Annotated in this window: 17 protein-coding genes; 11 read left to right on the top strand and 6 right to left on the bottom strand. The window is 58.7% G+C overall.

Going from position 1 to position 21648, the window contains the following annotated elements; translation table 11 throughout:
* Positions 1–65: 65 nt before the first annotated feature.
* A complete protein-coding gene (polA, locus tag ACR0BI_RS11805) occupies positions 66–2867 on the top strand; it encodes a DNA polymerase I (protein ID WP_480561888.1) in 2802 nt (933 codons plus the stop codon).
* A gap of 45 nt (positions 2868–2912) precedes the next feature.
* Here polA and ACR0BI_RS11800 read toward each other — a convergent pair whose 3' ends face one another.
* Together ACR0BI_RS11800 and ACR0BI_RS11795 are read right to left on the bottom strand one after the other, a co-directional pair.
* Positions 2913–3143, bottom strand: coding sequence for a DUF2798 domain-containing protein (locus ACR0BI_RS11800; RefSeq protein ID WP_170408576.1), 231 nt, complete (start codon positions 3141–3143; stop codon positions 2913–2915).
* 73 nt (positions 3144–3216) lie between these two features.
* Positions 3217–3972 (bottom strand): TIM barrel protein, encoded by a 756-nt coding sequence (locus ACR0BI_RS11795; protein ID WP_170408575.1) that lies wholly within the window; start codon positions 3970–3972, stop codon positions 3217–3219.
* A 179-nt stretch (positions 3973–4151) separates the two neighbouring features.
* Between ACR0BI_RS11795 and ACR0BI_RS11790 the strand changes: the two genes are divergently transcribed.
* The gene (locus tag ACR0BI_RS11790; protein ID WP_480439074.1) at positions 4152–5159 is read left to right on the top strand and encodes a DMT family transporter; all 1008 of its coding nucleotides are present in this window, start codon (positions 4152–4154) and stop codon (positions 5157–5159) included.
* Here ACR0BI_RS11790 and ACR0BI_RS11785 read toward each other — a convergent pair.
* Positions 5084–5662, bottom strand: a complete 579-nt coding sequence (locus ACR0BI_RS11785) for a DUF1285 domain-containing protein (RefSeq protein WP_480503076.1) — start codon at positions 5660–5662, stop codon at positions 5084–5086. The genes ACR0BI_RS11790 and ACR0BI_RS11785 overlap by 76 nt on opposite strands.
* Positions 5663–5726: 64 nt before the next feature.
* Here ACR0BI_RS11785 and ACR0BI_RS11780 point away from each other — a divergent pair, with 64 nt between their 5' ends.
* From ACR0BI_RS11780 to ACR0BI_RS11755, 6 genes are all read left to right on the top strand, one after another.
* A complete protein-coding gene (locus ACR0BI_RS11780; protein WP_170394959.1) occupies positions 5727–6734 on the top strand; it encodes an AAA family ATPase in 1008 nt (335 codons plus the stop codon).
* On the top strand, positions 6731–7606 hold the full coding sequence (locus ACR0BI_RS11775; RefSeq protein WP_480561891.1) for a DUF58 domain-containing protein: 876 nt from the start codon (positions 6731–6733) through the stop codon (positions 7604–7606). The genes ACR0BI_RS11780 and ACR0BI_RS11775 overlap by 4 nt, the downstream gene beginning before the upstream one ends.
* Positions 7603–10365 (top strand): DUF4159 domain-containing protein, encoded by a 2763-nt coding sequence (locus ACR0BI_RS11770; RefSeq protein WP_480561893.1) that lies wholly within the window; start codon positions 7603–7605, stop codon positions 10363–10365. The genes ACR0BI_RS11775 and ACR0BI_RS11770 overlap by 4 nt, the downstream gene beginning before the upstream one ends.
* Positions 10362–12404 carry a hypothetical protein gene (locus ACR0BI_RS11765; protein ID WP_480561895.1) on the top strand — a complete coding sequence of 681 codons (2043 nt, stop codon included), beginning with the start codon at positions 10362–10364 and terminating at the stop codon, positions 12402–12404. Before ACR0BI_RS11770 ends, ACR0BI_RS11765 begins: the two co-directional genes overlap by 4 nt.
* Before the next feature lie 67 nt (positions 12405–12471).
* A complete protein-coding gene (locus ACR0BI_RS11760; RefSeq protein ID WP_480561897.1) occupies positions 12472–14685 on the top strand; it encodes a response regulator in 2214 nt (737 codons plus the stop codon).
* Between the two features lie 9 nt (positions 14686–14694).
* Positions 14695–15156 (top strand): VOC family protein, encoded by a 462-nt coding sequence (locus tag ACR0BI_RS11755; protein WP_170733948.1) that lies wholly within the window; start codon positions 14695–14697, stop codon positions 15154–15156.
* Here ACR0BI_RS11755 and yaaA read toward each other — a convergent pair.
* The 3 genes from yaaA to ACR0BI_RS11740 form a co-directional block, all read right to left on the bottom strand.
* Positions 15147–15917: a peroxide stress protein YaaA gene (gene yaaA / locus ACR0BI_RS11750; protein ID WP_480561899.1), complete on the bottom strand. Its 771-nt coding sequence runs from the start codon at positions 15915–15917 to the stop codon at positions 15147–15149. The two genes, ACR0BI_RS11755 and yaaA, sit on opposite strands and share 10 nt — an antisense overlap.
* A gap of 33 nt (positions 15918–15950) precedes the next feature.
* Positions 15951–17990 carry a DNA helicase RecQ gene (gene recQ, locus ACR0BI_RS11745; RefSeq protein WP_480561901.1) on the bottom strand — a complete coding sequence of 680 codons (2040 nt, stop codon included), beginning with the start codon at positions 17988–17990 and terminating at the stop codon, positions 15951–15953.
* A gap of 78 nt (positions 17991–18068) precedes the next feature.
* Positions 18069–18356: a YggT family protein gene (locus tag ACR0BI_RS11740; protein ID WP_170394943.1), complete on the bottom strand. Its 288-nt coding sequence runs from the start codon at positions 18354–18356 to the stop codon at positions 18069–18071.
* 133 nt (positions 18357–18489) lie between these two features.
* On the opposite strand from ACR0BI_RS11740, the gene ACR0BI_RS11735 reads away from it, so the two are divergent.
* The 3 genes from ACR0BI_RS11735 to ACR0BI_RS11725 are packed head-to-tail and all read left to right on the top strand — an operon-like array spanning position 18490 to position 21574.
* Positions 18490–19857 (top strand): MFS transporter, encoded by a 1368-nt coding sequence (locus tag ACR0BI_RS11735; protein ID WP_170394940.1) that lies wholly within the window; start codon positions 18490–18492, stop codon positions 19855–19857.
* The gene (gene mepA / locus ACR0BI_RS11730) at positions 19854–20717 is read left to right on the top strand and encodes a penicillin-insensitive murein endopeptidase (protein WP_170394937.1); all 864 of its coding nucleotides are present in this window, start codon (positions 19854–19856) and stop codon (positions 20715–20717) included. The genes ACR0BI_RS11735 and mepA overlap by 4 nt, the downstream gene beginning before the upstream one ends.
* Positions 20690–21574: an esterase-like activity of phytase family protein gene (locus ACR0BI_RS11725; protein ID WP_170394933.1), complete on the top strand. Its 885-nt coding sequence runs from the start codon at positions 20690–20692 to the stop codon at positions 21572–21574. The genes mepA and ACR0BI_RS11725 overlap by 28 nt, the downstream gene beginning before the upstream one ends.
* The last annotated feature ends 74 nt before the right edge of the window (positions 21575–21648 follow it).

Raw genomic sequence — 21648 nt, 5'->3', positions numbered from 1 at the left:
AGGTGGCCTCGTCTTTCGTGCAGCCCTTCTGTACAACTTGGCGCAACCCAGCGCAGGAGCCTCATATGACCACCACCCAATTCGGAAAAGGCTGCCATCTGCATCTGATTGATGGATCAGCCTTTATCTTCCGCGCCTATCACGCTTTACCGCCGTTGACGCGGAAATCGGATGGGCTACCAATTGGGGCCGTGTCGGGCTTTTGCAACATGCTGCAGAAATATGTCGAAGGGAACGCCGGGCCGGATGCGCCGACCCATGTTGCGGTGATCTTCGACAAGGGCTCGCATACGTTCCGTAATGACCTGTATGATCTCTACAAGGCCAACCGTGAAGCGATGCCCGAGGATTTGCGCCCGCAAATGCCGCTGACTCGCGAAGCCACCAAGGCGTTCAACATCGCCTGCAAAGAACTTGAAGGCTATGAAGCCGACGACATCATCGCGACCCTCGCCGTTCAGGCGCGTGAGGCCGGTGGGCGGGTGACCATCGTCAGTTCTGACAAAGACCTGATGCAGCTTGTGGGCGGCGGTGTCGAGATGCTGGATGCGATGAAGAACAAGCGGATCGATCGCGATGGGGTGGTTGAGAAGTTCGGCGTCGGGCCCGAGCGGGTTGTCGATGTGCAGGCTTTGGCCGGGGATTCGGTGGATAACGTACCGGGCGCTCCGGGCATTGGTGTGAAGACGGCGGCGCTGTTGATCAATGAATATGGCGATCTGGAAACCCTGCTGGATCGCGCTGAAGAGATCAAACAGCCCAAGCGCCGCCAGACTCTGATCGAAAAGCGCGACCAGATCGAGCTTTCGAAGAAACTTGTGCAATTGGATGAAAACACACCGTTGGATTTCACTCTGGATGACCTTGAGGTGAAGGATCCCGATGCTGAGACTTTGATGAAGTTTCTGGCAGAGATGGAATTTCGTACGCTTACCAAACGCATTGCTGACAAGCTGGGCGTCGAGTCCCCCGTCATCCCCGAGATATCCACGCCTGAGGCGGAGTCACAGGCCGAAGACGCCCCATTTGATGCATCGAAATACGAATGCGTGCGCGATGCAGCGGCATTGCAGAAATGGATCGATCAGGCCTACGAGCGCGGCTGGGTTGCGGTGGATACCGAGACCACCGGCTTGAATGAGATGATCGCCGATTTGGTCGGGATTTCGCTATGTGTCGAGGCGGGTGAGGCTTGTTACATCCCGTTGACTCACCGTGAAAGCGCGACCGATGATCTGTTCGGATCGGATGCGCTGGCCGATGGACAGATGCCGCTGGATGCGGCTCTAAACTTGCTGAAACCGATGTTTGAGGATCCGTCGATCCTGAAGATCGGACAGAACATGAAATACGATGCCAAAATCTTTAAGCGATATGGCGTCGACGTCGCCCCCATCGACGACACGATGCTGATGTCCTACGCCATGCATGGCGGTGAGCATGGGCATGGCATGGATACGCTATCTGAACGCTATCTGAGCCATACGCCGATTCCCATCAAACCTCTGCTTGGCTCGGGCAAGTCTGCAATCACTTTCGACAAGGTGCCGATTGACGAGGCCACGGCCTACGCTGCCGAGGATGCGGACATCACCCTTCGCCTGTGGAAATTGTTCAAGCCGCAGTTGCATCAGGTGCAGGTGACGACGGTGTATGAAACACTTGAACGTCCATTGGTGCCGGTTCTCAAAGAAATGGAGATGCATGGCATCAAGGTCGATCGCGATGTTCTCAGCCGAATGTCAAATGCATTTGCGCAGAAGATGGCCGGATTAGAGGCTGAAATCCACGAATTGGCGGGTGAGAACTTTAACGTCGGTTCGCCAGCGCAACTGGGTGAAATCCTGTTCGACAAAATGGGGCTTGAGGGCGGCAAGAAGGGCAAGACCGGTAAGTACTCGACCGGGGCGGACATTCTTGAGGACCTTGCGACCGAACATGAACTGCCGCGCCGGGTGCTGGACTGGCGGCAACTCTCCAAGCTGAAATCGACCTATACGGACGCGCTGCAGACCCATATCAATCCTGATACGGGCCGGGTGCATACGTCATATTCGATTACGGGGGCGAATACGGGCCGTTTGGCCTCGACCGATCCGAACCTGCAAAACATTCCGGTGCGGACTGAGGAAGGTCGGCGCATACGTGAGGCGTTCATTGCCGAGCCGGGCAATGTGCTGGTCAGCCTTGATTACAGCCAGATTGAGCTTCGGATTCTGGCCCATATCGCCGATATTCCGACCCTGAAACAGGCGTTTGCGGATGGTTTGGACATTCACGCAATGACGGCGTCCGAGATGTTTGATGTTCCGTTGGACGAGATGACGCCGGATATCCGTCGTCAGGCCAAGGCGATCAACTTTGGTGTGATCTACGGCATTTCGGGCTTTGGGCTGGCGCGCAATCTGCGCATTCCCCGGGCGGATGCGCAGGGTTTCATCGATCGCTATTTCGAACGTTTCCCCGGTATCCGCCGTTATATGGACGACACGATCGCGTTTGCCAAAGAGAATGGCTATGTCCAGACCCTGTTCGGCCGGAAAATCCATACACCTGAGATCAATGCCAAGGGGCCGCATGCGGGGTTCTCGCGTCGTGCTGCGATCAATGCTCCGATCCAAGGGACGGCAGCAGATGTGATCCGGCGCGCGATGGTGAGGATGCCGGATGCGATCAACGGCTTGCCCGCCAAGATGCTGTTGCAGGTGCATGACGAATTGCTGTTCGAAGTGGCCGAAGAGGCCGTGGATCAGACCATCTCGGTCGCGCGCGCGGTGATGGAAGGGGCGGCTGATCCGGCAGTGAAGCTGGATATCAAGCTGGTCGCGGATGCCGGACAAGGCGCGAACTGGGCCGAGGCCCATTAGGGGCGGTGCAGCTTATCAAGCCCTGCGGGCCCTCTTTGCAGCGGGTCAGGCTTCTGGCCTGACCAGGCGGGCGATCAGGCGTTTTACGAAAGGGCCCAGCGTCAGGATGACGGTAAAGGCGATAGGCCAGCAAAAGGCCCAAGAGGCCATCCAGTCTCCGAGTGTTGAAGGGCTGAAGCCGATAGCTTTGAGCGTGGCTATGCCGGTGACGACGCAGGACATCAGGCCGGACATGATCAAGGCGAACAGGGCATTGGCATAGCGGGCAGATATCATGCGGGGCATCCTTGGCGTGTCGATGCCCTCAATTGCGCCATTTCAGTCTGAAAATCCAGCGTTCATGCAGGGTTTAATACTGTATCCAAGCCAGTGAGTCCTCAGTCCGCCGGGTTGAGGGGTTGTATTCGGCGCTGACCCAGCCGCTGTAATCCGACTGGTCCATCGCAGCAAACAACGCGGCAAAGTCCATTGTACCCAGCCCGGGTTCCGAGCGATCCGGCGCAGCCCCGATCTGTGCATGGACAATACGGGGCTGAAAACGGAGCCAAATCGCCAGCGCGTCGCCGTGGATCATCTGCGCATGAAAACTGTCATATTGTAGGCCGACATTTGCGCGGTCGACGCGGTCCAGCACTTCGGCGGCCAGATCATAATTGTTCAGGAAGTAACCGGGTTGCGATACGGGGTTGAGCGGTTCGATTGTAAACCGCTGTGCCGGCGCGAGGTCGGCGGCCCATTGCAGGTTCTCGACAAAACAACGCAGGGCCTCGGGGCCGGAAGCGTATCCGGCCATAACGTGAATCATCTCTGGCCGCAGCACATCCGCGTAGCGCAGAACGCGCCGGATATCGGACTTAAACCTGTCAGAGCTGCCGGGCATGGCGGCGTAACCCGGTTCACCGCCGGTATAATTCGGGGGCGGGGCGTTGATCAGCACCAGATCAAGCCCGCTGGACAGCAGCGCGCGGCGGGTCTCTTTGGCCGCGAGGTCGTAGGGGAAGAGAATTTCAACAGCCGTAAACCCGGCCTGCGCGGCGGCTTGAAACCGGTCGAGATAGGGCAGTTCTGCAAACAGCAGTGAAAGATTGGCGGCAAATCTGGGCATCGGGCATCCGGTGTCGAACTTTGCAGAGCCTAGCGATCACGACGGCCACGTGAAAGAGACTGAAAACGACAGATTGTCGAAAATCGGCCAGATAAAGGCTTTCGAATCAGGGACCATCAGGCTCGAGCGGTATCCCGTTGCGAGGGCCGCGCCAACAATAAGGTCTGATCACGATGGCCATGAGCCCTGAACCCGCGCGCGGGACCGCTATAGCTGTATCTGACGGTCGACAGACCGCGTTCACCGGAAATACGCTGGCGGTGGCTTCGATGCTGACGTGGGCGGCGGGTTTCCCGGCGGCTGAGATCCTATTGCAAAGCTGGCCACCTATCGCCCTGTTCGCAGCACGGATGTCTCTTGCGGTGTTGGTCATGGTACCAATCTGGCTGATTCTGGACGGACCGGCTCAGGTATTGCGCGCCCGTTGGGGCCATGCCCTCCTGGTTGGAGGTTTGGGGCTAGGGTCGGGGATGTTCCTGATCCTTGTGGCGCAGAAGCTGACCGACCCAGTTACCGTTGCCATTATCGCCTCGTGTGCGCCTTTGATCGCTACGATCATGGAGCTTGTGGCGGGAACGCGGCGATTGCGCTGGAGCTTTGCGCTGGGATTGGTGATTTCAATCATTGGCGGCCTGATTGCCACCAGCGCGGTGGCACCGGCACAATTAGGACTGGGTGCGATGTGCGCAGTGGTGTCTACCGCGCTGTTCTGTTGGGCCAGCATGGCCACTGCGCGCGACTTCCCCGAGCTTAGCCAGTTGGGCCGTAGCACCATTACCTTGGTCGGAGGATTGTCGACCGCAGCCATTCTAGTACCGTTAGCCGGATTGCTGGGGCTAGAGGTCTTGCCTACACGCCCCGTTGATGTGGCGCAGATGGGTATGTTGGTGTTCTACGCACTGTTCTCACTGGGCCTGAGCCAGTTTTTCTTCATAGCATCAGTAGGAAAATTAGGGGTCGCCCTGGCGTCATTCCACATCAATATCGCGCCATTTTATGTGATGGTGATCATGATGGCGCTGGGCGAGGACTGGAACTGGACCCGCGCGCTGGGCGCGTCGCTGGTGGCGCTTGCAGTCGTGCTGGCGCAGGACCGCAAGCCGCGACCGGTTCAATCCTCTAGCACATCAGATGCGATCAGTGGGAAAAACTGGCCGTCCGACCAGACACCAAACCAACCGTCGTGATGTCTGGCGATCTCGACCAACCGGTAAAAGCTCTTGCGATCAATGCGCGCCTCAAGATTCGCGCGCATCAATATGTAGGGTGAGGGCTCATCAGTTTCCGTATTTAGGACAATGCGGATCGGGTGATCGGGCCCGGCGATGGCTGTATCGCCCACTTGCGTCGTAAAAGTCAGACGTTGGGCTTCGCCTTGTCCCTCATGCTCAAAATCAACGGCAACAAACGGCGCATCCTCGACGGTGATTCCCACCTTTTCAGCGGGAGTGACGAGAAAGTACCTACCCTCTTCTTTCTTAAGAATTGAGGAAAATAGCTTAACAAGCTCGACCCTGTTGATCGGTGACCCTAGATAACTCCAAGTGCCATCTTTGGCGATCCGAATGTCCAGATCGCCACAAAACGGAGGATTCCATAGGTGAACGGGCGGCAAACCCCGCGTTTTGGCCGCTTTGACCGAAGCCGCCAGACCGTCTGGTGAAGGGGTCACGGGTTTTTGTCCGCTCATTGCTTTTGCCATTTCCTCTCAGCGCGATACACTTCAATCATAACAGTCCACGGAAGGGAACCTCATGTCCGAACCTGCCGACCTCGTGTCCGAGATCGAAGCGCTGGAAAACAAGCTGCAAGAGGCCAAATCCTCGATCACCCGCCGCTTTATCGGGCAGGAGAAGGTCGTGGACCTGACTCTGACCGCGCTTTTGTGCGGCGGTCACGCGCTGCTGATCGGTCTGCCGGGGCTGGGCAAGACGCGGTTGGTCGAGACGCTTTCGACCGTGATGGGCCTGCATGGCAACCGCATCCAGTTCACGCCGGACCTGATGCCTGCTGATATTCTGGGCTCGGAAGTGCTGGATACTGCCGAAGATGGCAGCCGCCATTTCCGCTTCATCTCCGGCCCGATTTTCTGTGAGTTGCTGATGGCGGATGAGATCAACCGTGCCAGTCCCCGGACTCAATCGGCACTGTTGCAGGCGATGCAAGAGCGTACGGTGACAGTCGCGGGCGAAGACCGCGAATTGGGCGTACCGTTCCATGTGCTGGCAACGCAGAACCCGATTGAGCAGGAAGGGACCTATCCATTGCCCGAAGCTCAACTGGACCGGTTTCTAGTGCAGGTCGACGTGGAATATCCGGATCGCCAGACCGAGCGTGATATTCTGCTGGCTACCACGGGTGTCGAGGAAGCCGAGGCGCATCAGATTTTCACCAAAGAGGAATTGCTGGCCGCACAGGTTCTGTTGCGCCGGATGCCTGTAGGAGAGTCGGTTGTCGAACTGATCCTCGATCTGGTCCGCGCCTTCCGCCCGGATGAGGCAGGTGTGTCAGAGCGGGTGAAGGAAACTGTTGCCTGGGGTCCCGGACCGCGCGCTGCGCAGGCTCTGATGATGACCGTGCGCGCAAATGCGATGCTGGAAGGCCGTTTGGCCCCCAATGCCGAGGATGTTCTGACCATGGCGCGTCCGGTTCTCAGCCACCGTATGGCGTTGAACTTCGCGGCGCGGGCACGTGGTGACAGCCTCTCTGACCTGATTGAGTCCACCGCTACTGGGCTGGTCCGAACTGAGGCCGCGGCGTGAGCGTCGCCCAGACCCTACGCGAACGCTCCGAGGCCGAGGCGTCCCGGTTGCCGCCGTTATTGGCGCGTGCCGAGCATCTGGCCGGAACCGTGTTATTGGGCGATCACGGGTGGAGACGCTCGGGTCTGGGGGATGATTTCTGGCAGTACCGCCCTGCGCAGATTGGCGACAGTCGCCGGTTGATCGACCATCGCCGTTCGGCCCGTGGTGATCAGCAGTTTGTACGTGAGCGCGAATGGCAGATTGCACAGTCGATCATGCTTTGGGTCGATCAGGGCGCGTCGATGCGGTTTGCTTCGGACAAGAACTTGCCGACCAAGGCCGATCGTGCGCGCCTGCTGGGGCTGTCGACCGCTATCCTGCTTGTGCGTGGTGGCGAGCGCGTTGGTCTGACTGGCACGACGCTGCCCCCGCGCAGGGGGAATGCTCAGATCATTCGGCTGGCCCAAGCCTGGTCTGAAGATGCGCAAACCGATTACGCGCCACCCGAACACCGCGCCATGATCCCGCATGCGCGTGCGGTGTTTATCTCGGATTTTCTTGGGCCGCTGGACGAGGTCGAGCTGGCCCTTACCAAAGCCGCTGACCGGGGCGTGCGCGGCGTGTTGCTGCAGGTTCTGGACCCCAGCGAGGAGTCCTTTCCCTATTCGGGACGTACCATTTTTGAAAGTGTTGGTGGCACCGCTCGACATGAAACCTTGAAGGCCGCAGACCTGCGTGATCGTTATCTGGATCGCCTTGCGCAGCGTAAGGACGCGCTGACGCAGCTTTGTCGTGCGACCGGATGGCAGATGGGGCTCCATCACACCGGTGACAGTGCTCAATCGGCTCTGTTGTGGCTTTATCGCGCCTTAGATGGGGGTGCGCAATGACGGTTCTTGCAGGCATCGGCTTTACCGCGCCATGGGTGCTGCTGGGCCTTTTGACCCTGCCGATCCTGTGGCTGATCCTGCGCGCTGTTCCGCCTGCGCCGATCCGCCGACTGTTCCCTGCGGTTACCTTGTTGCTGGGCCTTAAGGATGATGAAAGCGTTTCGGACCGTACACCATGGTGGTTGCTGCTACTGCGGATGCTGGCAGCCGCAGCGATCATCATCGGGCTGGCAGGGCCGGTGCTGAACCCCTCACGCGATGAGACCGGATCCGGGCCGCTACTGCTGGTGCTGGATGCAAGCTGGGGGGGCGCGACACGTTGGTCCTCGACACTTGATCAGATTGATGCGCAATTGACGGAAGCCGGGCGGGCGGGTCGTCCTGTGTCGATCTTGCGTCTGACTGAGCCTGAGGCACCTGTGTTTCAGGCCGCCGAGGCGTGGCGTGGGCGTCTGCCGGGCCTTACACCGATGCCGTGGCAACCAACCCAAGCGCAGATTGACCAAACTCTGATCGCGTTGGGACAGGTTGAAGGTGGTTTCGACACCCATTGGTTCAGCGACCGTCTGTCCTATGTCGGCCATGATCGTTTGACTTCTGCCCTTCAGGCGCGTGGGGACGTGATTGTCTACCAATCCTCTGCACCTGTCACCGCGATCTTGCCCGCCACCTATCAGGACGGCGCAATCCGACTAAGCGTACAGCGCGCTAATCCAGGACCAGATGAAAGAATTACCGTTCTGGCGCAAGGGCGCGACCCGGCAGGAGCAATGCGGGTGCTGCAATCGACCAGTCTTGAGTTCGAAAACGGCTCTACGCAGGCGGAAATTGATCTTGCGCTTCCATCGGAACTGCGCGCACGCATTACACGGTTCGAGATTCAAGGCCAGCGCTCTGCCGGTGCCATTACACTGACAGATGACAGCCTGCGTCGGCGCGAAGTGGCATTGATCGCAGGCACCCTGAACCGCGAAGGGTTAGAGTTACTGTCGCCGCTTCACTACCTGACACAGGTGCTGATTCCGACCGCTGATTTTGTCGAAGGCGGCCTGGCCGAGGTTCTCCCCGCTAACCCGGATGTGATCGTATTGGCGGATGTGGCCAAGCTGTCCGATTCGGAACAGGCTGAAGTCGTCGAATGGGTTGAACAGGGCGGCCTACTGCTGCGCTTTGCCGGCCCACGCATGGCCGCCAGCGATCTGGGGCGCGATACTGAGGATGCACTGTTGCCGGTTCGACTTCGTAGCGGTGGCCGCTCGGTCGGCGGCGCCATGAGCTGGGGTGAAGCGAAAGGGCTTGCTCCGTTCACTGAAAACTCGCCGTTCTATGGGTTGGAGATTCCTGCGGACGTCTCTGTGACCACTCAGGTCATGGCACAACCAGATCCTAATTTGGCGGATCGGGTCATTGCGTCACTGTCGGATGGCACACCATTGGTGACCCGAAAACCGCTGGGGCTGGGGCAGGTGGTTCTGTTCCATGTCACGGCTGATGCGGAATGGTCCAGCCTGCCGCTGTCCGGGCTGTTTGTCGAAATGCTCGACCGGCTTGCCGTTGCCTCTGCTGCCAAATCGCGTCAAGAGGCTCAGATGCAGGGCACCGTATGGGAGCCGATTCAAATAATGGATGGCTTCGGTGTTTTGACTGACGCAGGAACGCTGCCCGGTGTCGATGGAGTCGAACTGGTTTCTGGGCAAATCGGGCCGGACCTGCGCCCGGGGCTTTATGAAAACGGCAAGCAGAAACTGGCGCGGAATGTTCTTGCCGAGGATGCTGTACTATCCCCGGTGGTCTGGCCGTCTGACGTCCCAATCCGGGGTCAGGAGATCAGCAATGAGACTCCGTTGGAAGGGCTGTTGCTTGGCCTTGCACTGTTGTTGCTGACAATCGATGTGATTGCGTCTTTGGCGTTGTCGGGGCGCTTGGCCAAGGCAACCCCTGTTGCATTTGCGCTTGCTGCCGTGTTCCTTGCCCCCGAGGCGCGGGCGCAGACCCCTGAAGACACCGATTTTGCATTGAACGCGACGCATGAGCTTGTGCTGGCCCATGTACTTACCGGGAATGCTCAGGTCGACGATATCGCGCTGGCCGGGCTGCGTGGGTTGGTGCAGACGCTGCATTTTCGCACTTCGGTCGAACCCGCCGACCCGATTGGCATCGACCTTGAACGTGATGAGCTTGCATTCTTTCCGCTGCTCTATTGGCCTGTTACTCCGGACCAGCCGCAGCCCTCGGTTGAAGCTTATGCAAAGCTCAACGCCTATCTGCGGTCGGGTGGGATGATCCTGTTTGACACGCGCGATGCCGATATCGCCGGTTTCGGGGCGTCCAGCCCCAATGGGCGCAAGCTACAACAGCTGGCGGCACCGCTGAATATCCCCTCGTTAGAGCCTGTTCCGCGTGACCACGTGCTGACTCGCGCCTTCTACCTGTTGCAGGATTTTCCCGGACGATATTCTGGCACCGAGGTCTGGGTCGAAGCCGCGCCACCCGATGCCGAGCAGATCGAAGGAATGCCCTTCCGAAACCTCAACGATAACGTGACCCCGGTGGTGATCGGCGGTAATGACTGGGCCGGGGCCTGGGCGGTGGATCGCAACGGTCAGTCCCTGTTGCCCGTGGGTCGCGGTTATGCCGGAGAACGACAGCGCGAGTTGGCCAATCGGTTTGGGGTTAATCTGGTAATGCATGTGCTGACCGGGAATTACAAATCCGATCAGGTTCACGTGCCCGCGCTTTTGGACAGGTTGGGACAATGACCGGAACCGTCATCTTTGACCCGCTAATCCCGTGGCCGTTTCTGGCAGCCGTGGCATTGATTGCCATGTCAGGTGTGGTTCTGGCGCTTTGGCGCGGTCTGTCGGGCTGGGCCCTTCGCGGCTTGGCGGCCTTGGTCATCCTCGGGGCGCTTAGCGGTCCTGTCTATCAGGTCGAAGATCGCGCGCCGCTTACCGACATCGTGTTGATGATCGAAGATGAAAGCGCCAGTCAAACCCTATCGGATCGTGCCGAACAGACTGCTCAGGCTGCCAACGACCTCGCGACCGAGATCGAAGCCCGAGACAATACCGAGCTGCGCCACATCCAGGTTGGTGACGGCGATGGTGACGAGGGCACGCAGGTCATGGCTGCGCTGAACGCGGCACTGGCCGAAGAACCCCGTGCGCGGATTGCGGGCATTATCGTTGTGTCAGACGGCATCGTTCATGATGCAGACCTGGCACCCGACCTGCCTGCTCCAATGCATCTGTTACAGACCGGGCGCGAAGGCGATTGGGATCGGCGCCTGATCGTGCGTAACGCCCCAGCCTTCGCCATTATCGGTGAACCCGTGACCCTGACCCTGCGCGTCGAAGATACTGGCGCTGCGCCTGCCGGAGTTGCAAACGCTCCGCTTGAGATTTCCGTCGATGGAGGTGAACCCGAGCAGTTCACCATTCCAATCGGTCTGGACGTCGAGCTCCCGATCACGCTGCCGCATGGTGGTCGGAACGTCATCCAGTTCACGGTCCCGCAGGCCGAGGGTGAGCTGACTGACCGCAACAACACGGCTCTGATCCAGATGAACGGCGTGCGGGATCGCCTGCGTGTTCTGCTGGTTTCGGGCGAGCCGCATCCGGGCGGGCGTACGTGGCGCAATCTGTTGAAATCCGACAGCTCGGTTGATCTGGTCCATTTCACCATCCTGCGGCCACCGGAAAAGCAGGACGGCGTTCCGGTGGACGAACTCTCATTGATTGCCTTCCCGACGCGGGAGTTGTTTCTGGAGAAGATCAATGATTTCGACCTGATCATCTTTGATCGCTACAAGCGGCGCGGCATCCTGCCTGCGATCTATCTGGACAATGTTGGCGACTATATCGTCAATGGTGGCGCGGTGCTGGTCGCTGCTGGTCCTGATTTTGCCACGGCTGACAGCCTGTACCGATCCCCGCTTGGGCCGGTCCTGCCCGCAAAACCCAGTGCGCGGGTTTACGAGGAACGGTACGTGCCCATGGTCACCGATCTGGGCCAGCGTCATCCGGTTACCGCTGATCTGGGCGATGCTGAGACTTGGGGCGCTTGGCTGCGCCAGATCGATGTCAGCCAGCTGTCCGGCAATATGCTCATGACCGGCGTGGATGATCGTCCGTTGCTGCTGTTGGATCGCGTGGGTGAAGGCCGTGTGGCGCTGATGGCATCAGACCACGCCTGGCTATGGAGCCGCGGCTTTGAGGGCGGTGGCCCGCAGTTGGAACTACTCCGCAGGCTGGCGCATTGGATGATGAAAGAACCCGAGCTTGAGGAAGAGGCGCTGTGGGCCGAAGCGAACGGCCAGTCCATGCGTATTATCCGTCAAACGCTGGAGGATGAGGTTGGCCCGGTCACCGTCACCCTCCCCAACGGCGACACCTTGGAGATTACGCTAAACGAAGTCTCGCCCGGTCGGTTCGAGGCGCAGTACTTCGGCCCTGAAATTGGCCTGTACCGTCTGGAAGAGGGTGCGCATTCTGCCGTGATCGGTCTTGGTCCTGCTGCACCAAAGGAATTCGAGCGCACGATCGCGACCGATGAGATTCTAAGCCCCGTTCTGGCCAGCCTGCGCGGGGGAACGATCCGGTTGGAAGAGGGTCTGCCCTCAATCCGGAATGTCCGTGCGGGCCGACCGGCAGCAGGTCGGGGCTGGATCGGTCTGACCCCGCGCGACGCCTATGAAACCCGCGATGTTACACAGGCCGGGTTGCTTCCACCCTGGCTGGTGCTGTTGCTTGCCGGTGGGTTCCTCTTGGCCGGTTGGTTGCGTGAGGGACGTCGCTAACGCTGCTTAAGCACTTTTTCATGCTCTACCGCGATGCTCTGAGCAGATTATCGCGGGAAAACTTTACATGAGTCTTGCTGAGAAACTGGCGCAGGAACGGCGCGCACGACTGGCGGCCGAGCGGTTGTTGCATCTGAAACAGGCCGAGTTGTCTGCTGCCAACCGCAAATTGGGACGCCATGCTATCGCATTGACACGTCAGATCGATGAGACTCAGGCCGAGGTTGCGACGGTTCGCGATGAAAACGAAAAGGTCAAATCCGATCTGACCGTAGCCAATGCCAAGATCGAAGTGGCTGAACGCCGCCTGTGGCATTCGATCCAGACCATCCCTGACGGGTTTGCCTTTTTCGACGGCAACAACACACTGATCGGTGCCAACGCCGCTTACCTAAGCGTTTTCGATGGGCTGGAAGAGGTCGCGCCGGGGATCAGCTACACGCGTATTCTCGAAATTCTGACCCATGAAGGGATCGTGGACATCGGCGCGGAAAATATCGCGGACTGGCAGGCGCGTATGCTTGCACGCTGGGCGCAACCGCACCCCGAACCCGAGGTGATCCAGTTGTGGAACAGCCAATATATCCGGCTGATTGATCAGCGGGGCCACGGCGGTGACGTGCTGAGCCTGGCGTTGAACATCACAGCCTCGGTCCGGCATGAGGCCGAGCTAAACGCTGCACGTGAACGGGCCGAGGCCGCAAACCGCGCCAAATCCGCCTTTCTGGCCAATATGAGCCATGAGATTCGCACGCCGATGAACGGGATCGTCGGTATGACCGAACTGCTGACCGAAACCCCGATGAACGAAGAACAAAGGCTCTATGTAAGCACAATTCGCAATTCGGGCGAGGCTTTGCTGGTCATCATCAACGATGTTCTCGACTATTCCAAGATCGAGGCCGACAAGTTGACGCTGCACCCCGAACAGTTCGATTTGGAGCGCTGTATCCTTGAGGTCGCGATGCTGTTGCAACCCAGCGTACGCGACAAGGGCCTGACCTTGCTGGTGGACTATGACCTGTTCCTGCCGACGCTTTTTGTGGGTGATCCGGGGCGGATTCGGCAGATTCTGACCAACCTTGTCGGCAATGCAGTGAAGTTTACCGCGCAGGGCCATGTCCTTATCCGGGTGACCGGTGTTCCTGACGCGACAACTGAAACCTGCGACATCCACGTGGCCATCGAGGATACGGGTATCGGAATCAAAGCCGACAAGGTCCCGCACATCTTTGGTGAATTCAATCAGGTTGAGGATGCCCAGAACCGCCAATTCGAAGGCACGGGTTTGGGGCTGGCAATCACCAAGCGGCTGATCTCGATGATGGGCGGTGCCGTCTGGGTCGAAAGCGACGCGGGCAAAGGATCTTGCTTTGGTTTCCGTATCACACTGCCCACGGCCGAAGGTCCGCAGCCCGTTCCGCCCGATCTGGCGGGGCAGTTGGGCCAGGTTCTGGTGGTCGAGGATATGGCCGTCAACCGCGCCATTCTGACCAAACAACTGAGCCGCCTTGGGTCTCAGGCGCTCACCCGTTCAACAGGGGCTGAAGCGCTTTCTGCAATGGACAAAACTATTGATCTGGTGCTGTGCGATCACGATCTGCCGGACATGGACGGTCTGGAACTCGCCACAACACTGCGCGACAAAGGATGGGGTGATCTGCCAATTGTGGTGATGTCGGCCAATCCGGGTGTGATTCATGCCGACCCGGCCCATCGCCTGATTGACGGCGTGTTGCAAAAGCCCATTCCTCGCGCCGAGCTGTATTCACGGCTGATGGCGCTGGGTGCTCCTGTATTCAAGTCGAATCGCAGTGACGACTGCGTCGCTGATCCCGAGACTCATGCGCAAGTTCCGCAGAATCAGAGGCTGATGCGGGTTCTGGCAGCCGAGGACAATCGAACCAATCAACTGATCCTTCAAAAGATGACCAAAGATCTGAAGATCGATTTGAAATTCGTCTCCAATGGGTTGGAGGCGATCGAAACCTTCGCCAGTTTCGACCCGGACCTGATTTTCATGGATATCTCGATGCCCAAGATGGATGGGAAAGAGGCGACGGGTGAAATCCGGCGGCGCGAGATCGGAACGGATCGACATGTTCCCATAGTGGCCCTGACGGCCCATGCCATGACAGGGGATGATCAGGGCATACTGGCAGCCGGGCTTGATCATTATCTGACCAAACCGTTGCACAAGAAACTGATCCACAAGATGATACTGGAACATCGTCCAGCCGATGCCCAATTGGTCGGTGCAGAAGGTGAAAGTACGGTATAGGATCGATTTATGTCAGATGAGCGCGGTTTTCGCCCCCGGGGATTGGGTGAGATTGCAATTCGCTGCGCCGATATGGCGGCAATGGTGTATTTCTATGAGAAGGTGATCGGGTTGCAGCGATTGCAAGGCGACCATAACAGCGCCATCACCTTTTTTCGGATTGCCGAAGGGTTTGGTGGACATACACAGGTGCTGGCCCTGTTTCACCAATCTGTTGGCTCTGAGCGTGGATCGGGCCAGACTGGCGCGGCAGTGCCAGTAACAGGGGGCGCCTCGGCCCTGCACCATATCGCGCTGTCGCTGCCCTTTGTCGAACAGGATGCTGTCATGCGCTGGTACGACCAGATCGACCAGCCTTATCGGGTCGAGCATTTCGGCTGGATCGGCTGGCGCGGTATCTTCACCCAAGACCCCGAAGGGAACACCGTTGAGCTTGTAGCCTACGACCCTTCACTGCTCGATCAGGCCTGATAGGGGCGAACAAACACAGGTTTGTAGTCGTCAGACAGATCTGCCCTGTATTCATAACCACAGCTGTCGAAATCCAACAGGCCAATGGGATCGGTCAGGCGGTGCTGGATGATGTAGCGTGCCATCGCACCGCGCGCTTTCTTGGCGAAGAAGCTGACGATCTTGGGGGTGCCGCCCTTGTCCTCCATGAAGACCGGGGTCACAACGGGCAGCTTCAGTGCTTTCAGGTCGACCGCGCCGAAGTATTCCTGACTGGCGCAGTTCACCAGAACCTTGCTGTCAGTTTCGGCGGCCTGCGCGTTCAGCACCTTGCTTAGCTGATCGCGCCAATATTCGTACAGGTTTTTCCCGCGTCTGGTTTTCAGTTTACTACCCATCTCAAGCCGGTAGGCCTGTATGGCATCCAGCGGGCGCAATACGCCATAAAGCCCGGACAGAATGCGCAGGTGATCCTGTGCCCAGGCCATTTCGTCGGCATCCAGCGATGCGGCTTCAAGCCCTTGATAGGTATCGCCCGCAAAAGCCAGTGCGGCAGGGCGCGTCGTCTCCGCATCGGGCGCGTCCGAGAACATACGATACCGGTCGCGGTTCAGGCGAGCCAGATCATCGCTCAGATCCATCAATTTTTTCAGATCGCCCAATGTCAGATTGCGTGCGGTCTTCGACAAGCGGATCGCGTCATCCTGAAAATCGGGTTGTGTCACTTCGACGTTTCGTTCAGCCCAATCCAGCCGCTTGGCCGGGGAAATCACTACCAGCATATCCGCCCTCGTTTCTCGCCTGCTCAGGCGTATCTAGCCCGCCTGTTGCAGCACGTCCAGAAACGCCGCGCCAAACCTTTCGTGACGACGGTCACCCAGAACCTGCTCCATCGCTCGTGGATCATCCGGGTGCAGTTGTGCCACTTTCGCCAATTGCGAGGCCGTGCAGCTTAGCGGTTTGTCGATCCCGTCGGGGCCACGCGACAATTGTGATTGAACCTCAAGCAACTGATCGTAAATGTCGCCCTGATTGCGGCCGGCAAGCTTGCGCCGCGCCGGGTGCAATTCTTCTACCGCGCCGGTCAGCACCTCAAGGAAAGTGGATCCATAGCGCTCCAGTTTCTTTGACCCGATACCGCTGATCCGCGCCATGTCATCCAGATTTGCAGGTCGGGTTTCTGCCATCTCGATTAGGGTGCGATCAGGAAAAATGACATAAGCCGGGACCCGAGCGGCCTCGGCCAGTGCGCGCCGCTTGGCCTTGAGCGCCGAGAGCAGCGGCGCGTCTTCCTCGGACACCATCGATTTGACAGCGGGTCGTCGGGTGGCTTTGCGGATGGTATCCTTGCGCAGATCGATCTGCGCCTCACCTTTCAGGATGGGTTTGGCGGTTTCTGTCATACGCAGCGCGCCGTGGCGTTCAGGGTCGGGGCGCACCAAATCATGGCCCATCATCTGCCGGAAGATCGCTTGCCATTGTGGGCGCGACCAGTCCTTGCCGATGCCGTAGGTGGACAGATTGTCGTGTCGCCGTGCGCGAATTTTATCGGTCTCGTTGGCAAGCAGAATGTCGATCAGATGACCTGCGCCGAACCATTCCTCGGTGCGTAGAATGGCGGACAGAGCCATGCGGACGGGCGTTGTGCCGTCGAAGACTTCAGGCGGGTTGTCGCAGAGATCGCACTTGCCGCAGGGTTCAGTCTGTTCCCCAAAATACCCCAGCAAGCTCTGGCGGCGGCATTTCAGTGCTTCGGCCAATCCCAGCAGCGCGTTAAGACGCGCATGATCCGCCATGCGCCGTTCAGGTGGGGCCAGCCCTTCGTCGATCTGTGAGCGTCGTAGTCGGATATCGTCAGGCCCGAACAAGGTCAGGGTCTCGGCTGGTCCACCATCGCGCCCGGCGCGACCGATTTCTTGATAATAGGCCTCGATCGATTTCGGCAAATCCGCATGGGCGACCCAGCGGATGTCCGGCTTGTCGATACCCATGCCAAAGGCGACCGTAGCGACGACAATCAGCCCGTCCTCGCGCGCAAACCGAGCTTCCACGATGCGGCGATCCTCGGCCTCCATCCCGCCGTGATAGTGGCAGGCCGTGTGACCTTCGGCGCGCAGGGCTTGCGCCAGCACCTCGGTCTTGTTGCGGGTCCCGCAATAGACGATGCCGGATTGGGTTTTGCGCGCGGCAGCGAAATCGAGGATCTGTTTGCGCGGTCCATCCTTGGCGGCAAAAGCCAGATGGATATTGGGCCTGTCGAACCCCCGCAGGAACTTGCGCGGCTCAACACCGTCGAACAGTTTTTCGACGATCTCGTCCTGCGTTTCCGCATCCGCTGTCGCGGTGAACGCGGCGAGGGGCACATTCAAAGCGCGCCGCAGCTCTCCGATCCGCAGATAATCAGGGCGGAAATCGTGGCCCCATTGGCTGACACAATGGGCCTCATCCACCGCGATCAGATTGACGTTAATCCTGCGCAGCATCCCCAGCGCCGACCCGGCGGCCAGACGCTCGGGCGCCATATACAGAAGCTTGAGCCGCCCAGCCTCTAATGCGTCCCATACCGCATCAGTTTCTTCGGGGGTGTTGCCCGAGGTGAGCGCGCCCGCCTCGACACCGGCTTCCTGCAGCCCACGCACCTGATCGCGCATCAAGGCGATCAGCGGAGAGATCACAACAGTCACGCCGTCTCGCAGCAACGCAGGTAACTGAAAACATAAGGACTTGCCCCCACCAGTGGGCATGATCGCCAGCACGTTTTCACCTGCGGTCACGGCGTCGACGATCTCTTCCTGACCGGGGCGGAAGTCGTCGAATCCGAAAACGTCTCGCAACAAGGGTGCGGAGTCGAACATGCGACGGAGGGTCCTGTTTTATGGTTTATCTGCTCTTAAGACAGGACCATCACATACTAAGATTCGGTGAACAAGAGGTCAGTAGAAATAGACCGCGTTGTTGATCAGAATGATCCGCAACGCATAGACCCCGATCAGCACCACCAGAGGGGTCAGATCCAGACCGCCCATGGCGGGTAGAATGCGGCGAATGGGGCCGTAGATCGGCTCTAACAAACGGTTCAGTCCGTACCAGATTTGCGCCACCAGTTGCTGGTGCAGGTTCAGCACCTGGAAGTTGATCAGCCAGCTCATGATCACATGGGCAAGGATGATGAACCAGACAATGTCCAGGATCAGCAGAAGGATTTGGATCAGTGACAGCATGGGCACTCCGTTCGTCAATTGCCCTGAGACCTAAGCGTCACAGCCGCAAAGAGCAAGTGCGCCCCAACAGAACGCTTGCGAATTGACCCAAAGCCTCGTCTTATGATCGCAACAATAATAATATGGGGCAGAGATGGCGGAGATTTCCAAGCGTAAGCGCATCTGGGGCTGGTGGTTTTTCGACTGGGCCAGCCAGCCGTTCCATACATTGCTGGTGACCTTTGTCTTTGGCCCCTATTTCGCCGGGGTGGCGGCTCAATACTATGCGAATACCGGATTAGACACCGATGCTGCGGCGGCGCAGGCGCAGACCGTCTGGGCGAATTGCCTGACCATAACTGGGCTGATCATCGCGTTCGGAGCGCCCCTGTTGGGCGCGATGGCGGATGTTTCGGGTCGGCGCATCCCGTGGATTCTCGGGTTTTCGGTGATGTACGCGGTGGGGTCTGCCGCGTTGTGGTACACGATGCCCGATGGCTCGAACATGTGGTTGATGCTGTCGGCTTTTGGTCTGGGCTTTGTGGGCGCAGAATATGCACTGATCTTCATCAACTCTCAGCTGCCCGATCTGGGTGACGATAGAGAAGTGGGCGAGATTTCAGGTTCGGGCTTCGCCTTCGGCTATTTCGGAGGCCTGCTGTCGCTGGCCATCATGCTGGCGCTGTTTGTTGAACAGCCCAACGGCAAGACCTTGATTGGTATGGATCCGTTGTTCGGGCTGGATGCGGCAACGCGTGAAGGGACGCGGTTTGTCGGCCCCTTCACCGCTGGATGGTTCGTGTTGTTCATGGTGCCGTATTTCCTGTGGGTTCGGGATGATCCTGAGACCAACAAACAGGGTAGCGTGGGTGAGGCGCTGCGCTTGCTGGGCAAGTCCGTGGCGGCTTTGCGTCACCGGGTCAGTCTGGCGACCTATCTGGGGTCGTCGATGTTCTATCGCGACGCGTTGAACGGGCTATACAGTTTCGGAGGCGTCTACGCGCGGTTGGTGCTTGAATGGGACCTGATAAAAATCGGCGTATTTGGAATCGTCAGCGTTCTGGCCTCGGCCATCTTTGCGTGGATCGGGGGCAAGATGGATCGCAAGTACGGCCCTAAACCGGTGATATTGGTTGCGATTTGGGTTCTGATCTTTGTCTGCGTAACGGTTGTGTCGATGGATCGAACACAGATCTACGGAATTTCATTACCCGTAGGCTCGGGCCTGCCGGACATGGCGTTCTTCGGGTGCGGAGTTCTGATCGGCGGCATGGGAGGTATTCTGCAATCCGCCAGCCGTTCAATGATGGTACGCCATACTGATCCCGCCACCCCGGTCGAGAGTTTTGGGCTGTACGGGCTTTCGGGTCGGGCGACCGCCTTTGCAGCGCCGCTATTGATCGGAATAGCAACAGCAGCAACCGGTAGTGCAAGACTGGGGGTGTCACCGATCATTCTGTTGTTTATTCTGGGCCTAGTCCTGATGCGCTGGGTGAAACCGGAAGGGGATCAGAGCAGATGATTTTACTACGTTTTTTGGCCGTTCTGGCCGCAATAGCACTGGCAGGCGTGGCTACGGCACAGCCCTTGGCCAAACAGTTATTCGGAGCCCAGAAGGTTGGGTCGCAGCAAAAATCTGCCGCATTCGGCAGTTATTCGCGCGGGTGCGCCGCCGGGTCGGTGCAACTCCCTGAAACCGGGCCAACTTGGCAAGCCATGCGCCTGTCGCGCAATCGCAATTGGGGGCATCCTCAGGCGATCGACTATGTGCAGGATCTCAGCCGGTTTGCCGCGAAACAACCGGGGTGGAATGGTCTCTATATCGGGGATATCAGCCAACCGCGGGGTGGGCCGATGACCTCGGGCCATCGTTCGCACCAGTTGGGTTTGGATATCGATATCTGGATGCTGCCGGGCGATAACATGCGCCTAAGCCGCAAAGCACGCGAGAATATCTCGTCTATATCCTTGCGCCGCGCGAACGGCGCGTATGTAAACGGCAACTGGACCAAGCAGCACCATGCGGTATTGCGCGAAGCCGCCAAGGACAAGCGCGTTGCCCGGATCTTCGTATTCCCGGGTGCAAAGGTGCAGATGTGCAATGACGAGAAGGGCAACAAAGCCTATCTGCGCAAGATCCGGCCATGGTGGGGACATCACTATCATTTCCACGTGCGGCTGAAATGCCCGAAAGGATCGAAAGGCTGTGTAAATCAGGACCCGCCACCCAAGGGTGATGGTTGCGCCGAGGCGCAGCAATGGGTGCGCAATATTCTGAACCCACCGCCACCTGATCCAAATGCGCCGCCGCCCAAGAAACGTCGTGAATATCGAATGGCGGACCTTCCCCAGCAATGCGCCGCAGTCTTGCAATCCAACTGATTGTTGCAACGCTGTTGGCCAGTGCCGTTTCGGCAGTTGGTACCAGCCCGGCAACGCTTCTAGCCCGATTTGACTGGAACAACAGTGCCGGTTGGTTTGGCGGGTTCTCGGCCCTTCATTTGTCGGAAAACGGCCGGCAAATGATCGTGCTCGGCGACCGGTCGAGGCTTGTGACCGCGCGGATCAACCGGGATGGAGACCAAATCAGGAATATCCAGATACTGAGATACGGACCCATCTTCTCGAGCAAAGGGCGCAGCCTGAGCGGTCGGGCAGGGGATTCCGAAGGGATCGCTGTCGCTCCGGATGGGAGCCTATATATCTCGTTCGAAGGTGTGCACCGAGTGGTCCATTATTCCACACCGGGGGCCAAAGCCAAGGTATTGCCCCGCCCGGAGGCTTTTCATGATTTAGAGCGCAATGGCTCGTTCGAAGCATTGGCGATCGATGATCGGGGCAGGCTTTACACCCTGACCGAGAAATCCCGCACCGCAGACGGTAAAATCCTCGTCTATCGGTGGGATGGCCACCACTGGACAAGGCCGTTTGTTTTGCCGCCGAGTGGAAGGTTCCTGCCGGTTGCGGCAGATTTTGGGCCCGATGGGCGTTTGTATGTGTTAGAGCGCGCGGTGTCATTTTTCGGCTTCCGCTCGCGACTGCGGCGCTGGGTGATCGCAGATGATGCACCCGTGTCACAAGAGATTCTGTTCGAAACCAGCACCGGGACGCATGACAATCTCGAGGGCCTTTCTGTCTGGCGCGATGTGCAGGGGCGGCTGCGCGCAACGATGATTTCCGACGACAACTTCTTCTTTCTGCAACGCACTGAATTGGTCGAATACTTGCTGCCTGATTGACAGGCGGCAGACAAAGGTCTAAACGCACGGCCTGCCTCGGGATGAGCCTGGGGCCAAGTCGCCGCTACCTTGTC

The organism is Ruegeria sp. E5 (genome assembly GCF_056534105.1).
Note: the sequence above shows the minus strand (reverse complement) of the source record. Positions and strands in the feature narration are given on the sequence as shown.

Excerpts from the sequence above, each read along its gene's own strand:
- polA (WP_480561888.1), top strand. The coding sequence starts at position 66 with ATGACCACCACCCAATTCGGAAAAGGCTGCCATCTGCATCTGATTGAT.
- ACR0BI_RS11800 (WP_170408576.1), bottom strand. The coding sequence starts at position 3,143 with ATGATATCTGCCCGCTATGCCAATGCCCTGTTCGCCTTGATCATGTCC.
- ACR0BI_RS11795 (WP_170408575.1), bottom strand. The coding sequence starts at position 3,972 with ATGCCCAGATTTGCCGCCAATCTTTCACTGCTGTTTGCAGAACTGCCC.
- ACR0BI_RS11790 (WP_480439074.1), top strand. The coding sequence starts at position 4,152 with ATGAGCCCTGAACCCGCGCGCGGGACCGCTATAGCTGTATCTGACGGT.
- ACR0BI_RS11785 (WP_480503076.1), bottom strand. The coding sequence starts at position 5,662 with ATGAGCGGACAAAAACCCGTGACCCCTTCACCAGACGGTCTGGCGGCT.
- ACR0BI_RS11780 (WP_170394959.1), top strand. The coding sequence starts at position 5,727 with ATGTCCGAACCTGCCGACCTCGTGTCCGAGATCGAAGCGCTGGAAAAC.
- ACR0BI_RS11770 (WP_480561893.1), top strand. The coding sequence starts at position 7,603 with ATGACGGTTCTTGCAGGCATCGGCTTTACCGCGCCATGGGTGCTGCTG.
- ACR0BI_RS11765 (WP_480561895.1), top strand. The coding sequence starts at position 10,362 with ATGACCGGAACCGTCATCTTTGACCCGCTAATCCCGTGGCCGTTTCTG.
- ACR0BI_RS11760 (WP_480561897.1), top strand. The coding sequence starts at position 12,472 with ATGAGTCTTGCTGAGAAACTGGCGCAGGAACGGCGCGCACGACTGGCG.
- ACR0BI_RS11755 (WP_170733948.1), top strand. The coding sequence starts at position 14,695 with ATGTCAGATGAGCGCGGTTTTCGCCCCCGGGGATTGGGTGAGATTGCA.
- yaaA (WP_480561899.1), bottom strand. The coding sequence starts at position 15,917 with ATGCTGGTAGTGATTTCCCCGGCCAAGCGGCTGGATTGGGCTGAACGA.
- recQ (WP_480561901.1), bottom strand. The coding sequence starts at position 17,990 with ATGTTCGACTCCGCACCCTTGTTGCGAGACGTTTTCGGATTCGACGAC.
- ACR0BI_RS11740 (WP_170394943.1), bottom strand. The coding sequence starts at position 18,356 with ATGCTGTCACTGATCCAAATCCTTCTGCTGATCCTGGACATTGTCTGG.
- ACR0BI_RS11735 (WP_170394940.1), top strand. The coding sequence starts at position 18,490 with ATGGCGGAGATTTCCAAGCGTAAGCGCATCTGGGGCTGGTGGTTTTTC.
- mepA (WP_170394937.1), top strand. The coding sequence starts at position 19,854 with ATGATTTTACTACGTTTTTTGGCCGTTCTGGCCGCAATAGCACTGGCA.
- ACR0BI_RS11725 (WP_170394933.1), top strand. The coding sequence starts at position 20,690 with ATGCGCCGCAGTCTTGCAATCCAACTGATTGTTGCAACGCTGTTGGCC.